We start from the raw sequence: 2,950 nt of genomic DNA, 5'->3' as shown, positions 1-2,950 counted from the left end.
AATTTCTTTATCGTCTTCATCTTGTTTCGCACCTTTCAAAATATCATTGCTGATTGTCAGCATCTTTTTTATACGTTCGTATTCAAGGCTAAAACTAGTGTGACCTTCGTAAGTAAGTCGATATATCTTCTTTTGCCTGCTCTCTTTTTCAGCTGTCACTAGTTCAATGAGCTTCTGCTTTTGCAAATTAGTCAGCACACCATACAAAGTACCAGGCGCTAAAACAATTTCTCCATCACTATATTGTTCGATGTTCTTGATAATTCCGTAGCCATGCAGCGGCTCTTTAGTTAAAGCCAATAAAACTAAATAGGTGGACTCGGATAGGGGTTGCATTCAATCACCTCTTTTTATATCGATACTCGATATATCGTTAGTCATAGTATATGGTTCAATATATCGAGTGTCAAGGTATTAATGATGAAATTTCCAAAAGAATCAGACAGTATTAAAACCATCAACTGTTCGTTTTCAACACAAAGAAGGAATGAACCTGACGAATATTCATAAAAAGTAGTTGAATTACAGAGCAATAATGTTGTACGTTAAAGAGGTAACATTAGGGGGAGGGGGCAGATGATGGATAATCAATACTTCGAAGGTTGGGGGTCTTTGGCGATGATGAACGCTGGCCTTGCACAAGGAAAGAATAGAACGGGGTTAAATTGGTTTTTTCTTTCTCTTATATTAGGTCCATTGGCAACACTAATTTTGTTGTTTGTTGAAAAGAGACAGTAGTTTATTTAATAAATGTAAGCCGTCAATTAAAGTTCGGCTTATTTTTACTTCCACATTACTAACGTACAGAAAAGCTTAGTACCTGTTTCTACAAAAAAACAGCATTCCAAAAGAATTTGAAATGCTGTCTAAAGAATTATTTTGTTAGATTTATTAGCTCATAGTTTAAAGTATGAAGTTTTGCTGTTGCTTCACCAATGGATTCTAGTAATTTATTTTCTTCAAAGATGGAAGAGACAATTTCTTCTGTTGCTGCACTGTTTTGCTGGGATGCTGCCGAAAGCATATCAACTTCCCCTAATAATTGTGTGAACTGATCATTCACTTTATCGATTGCCAGTACACTCTCCTTCACATTTGTATGTGAAATGTCACTTGATACCTTGACGTTGTTAAAGGCTGCTGAAATATCAGCTAATAATTTGTGTCCTTCCATAGCTGCTGTTTGTCCATGAAGTGATTGCTCCTGAGCAGCAGCTGATTTGGTGAAAAGCAGGGTTGTAACATCTGTAATTTTAGCTGCTGTTACTGCACTTTCTTCTGCTAACTTTCTAACCTCATCTGCCACCACTGCAAAGCCTTTCCCATGTTCACCTGCACGAGCGGCTTCGATAGCTGCATTCAGTGCCAATAAGTTCGTTTGGTCAGCAACGCTTTTAATGCCCTCTAGTAAATCATTCACCCTCTGTAAACTATGTTGTAATTCATCCATTGTAGTAACCGTCATACCCATGGAATCACTTAATACACCCATATGCTTCGTCACCTGTTCCACGCTTTCAGTATTTCTTGATAATTGCTCGTTTACTTTTTGTGAATGTTCCATTGCCTCTTGGGATAATTCCACAGTTTGCGAAAGCTCTGATTTTGAATCATGCATTACATTATGCATTGCAAAAATCATTTCTGCCTCACTTTGAATAGACTCGGCAATTTGTTGTGTGGAGTCTAAAATTGTATTACTCACAGAGGCTAACGAATTTGATGTATTTTTGACTTCCTCTGTTTCCGCTTCTAAAGTATGAGCGCTTTTTTCGATCATAATTACTAATTGCTTTGTTTCTTCTAGTAGCTTATTGGCCTTTTGCTCACCCTTTTGCGATTCGGAAACTAATTCTCCACCCCACTCGCTTAACTTATTTAACATATATAAAATTCCGTTAAAAATAAAGAATGTGGTAAGGAAATAAGCGAATGTGTTATTTACCCCTAAGAATTTATCGGGTACTAAAACGTAAAGTAGTATGAGATAAACGTTAAAAATAAGGCCATAGACTATTAATACTTTTCGTTCAAAATAAACGGCTGCCATCACAATTGTTATGAAAAGTAAGTAGTGCTTGGTTATTCCATAGCCGTCTAATATGAATAAGGCAAATACTACTGTGCCATTTAAGGTTGCAAATAAAATTGCCTTCACCAAATGGGGAAGCTTCAAAAAATAATTTAAGCATGCCAACGCAATAACAAGGACACCAGTAAAAATATAGTTTTTTGAATCAATAAATCCATGAGTTGAGAATATGGGAAGTAAGACTAGTATGACCAAGAAACACGTAATTTTTAAATTTAACTGATGAACCTTTTGAAGATTAAAAGAGAATGGTGCCTTTTGCATCGATATTTTCCTCCATTTGTTATAAGTAGTATTTTAAAAGTTGTTTGAAAATTTCCATATCATAATAATAGCATATATAGGTAAAAATTCATGGTGTTTTTGTACTATTTATTTGTATTATTTCAATTTTTTATGGTTATATAGTTAGTGTGAGGTTTCTGGTAGATACAAAAAAAGTAGCCAGGAGATATCCTGACTACTTCTTAAATGAATTGTTTGTTACAAGGATAGATACACTACCCTAGACCCTTCCAAAAATCACCTTGTAAGAAATAACGAAATTTCTGGGAAAATAATAATGATGACAAGTACTATCGCAAAGATTGCGAAGAACGGGACGACACCTTTTATTACCCTGTCGACTTTTTCCTTTGATATGGCACTTACCACGAAGAGATTCAATCCTACAGGTGGAGTGATCATACCGAGTTCCATGTTTACTACCATGATGATTGCAAAGTGGATCACGTTGATATCCAATGTTGTAATAATCGGTAGAAGGATAGGAAGAGTGATTAATATAATAGCAGTTGGTTCTAAGAACATTCCAAGAATGAAAAATAAAACGCTTACAATTATTAAGAATGTCCATTT

General features: G+C 35.3%; 4 protein-coding genes. 1 reads left to right on the top strand and 3 read right to left on the bottom strand.

Annotated features, from left to right (window positions below; genetic code table 11):
- Window positions 1–336: PadR family transcriptional regulator (locus tag AC06OU_RS06700; protein ID WP_475854831.1), on the bottom strand; the 336-nt coding region annotated here is incomplete at its 3' end.
- Window positions 337–576: 240 nt separating this feature from the next.
- Here AC06OU_RS06700 and AC06OU_RS06695 point away from each other — a divergent pair.
- The gene (locus AC06OU_RS06695) at window positions 577–738 is read left to right on the top strand and encodes a hypothetical protein (RefSeq protein ID WP_475854833.1); all 162 of its coding nucleotides are present in this window, start codon (window positions 577–579) and stop codon (window positions 736–738) included.
- Window positions 739–874: 136 nt separating this feature from the next.
- Here AC06OU_RS06695 and AC06OU_RS06690 read toward each other — a convergent pair whose 3' ends face one another.
- Together AC06OU_RS06690 and AC06OU_RS06685 are read right to left on the bottom strand one after the other, a co-directional pair.
- Window positions 875–2,356, bottom strand: a complete 1,482-nt coding sequence (locus AC06OU_RS06690; protein WP_475854830.1) for a methyl-accepting chemotaxis protein — start codon at window positions 2,354–2,356, stop codon at window positions 875–877.
- A gap of 258 nt (window positions 2,357–2,614) precedes the next feature.
- Window positions 2,615–2,950: TRAP transporter large permease subunit (locus AC06OU_RS06685; RefSeq protein ID WP_475854829.1), on the bottom strand; the 336-nt coding region annotated here is incomplete at its 5' end.

It is taken from the genome of Psychrobacillus sp. (assembly GCF_056205495.1).
Note: the sequence above shows the minus strand (reverse complement) of the source record. Positions and strands in the feature narration are given on the sequence as shown.

Coding starts and splice junctions, on each gene's coding strand:
- AC06OU_RS06690 (WP_475854830.1), bottom strand. CDS start 2,356: ATGCAAAAGGCACCATTCTCTTTTAATCTTCAAAAGGTTCATCAGTTA.
- AC06OU_RS06695 (WP_475854833.1), top strand. CDS start 577: ATGATGGATAATCAATACTTCGAAGGTTGGGGGTCTTTGGCGATGATG.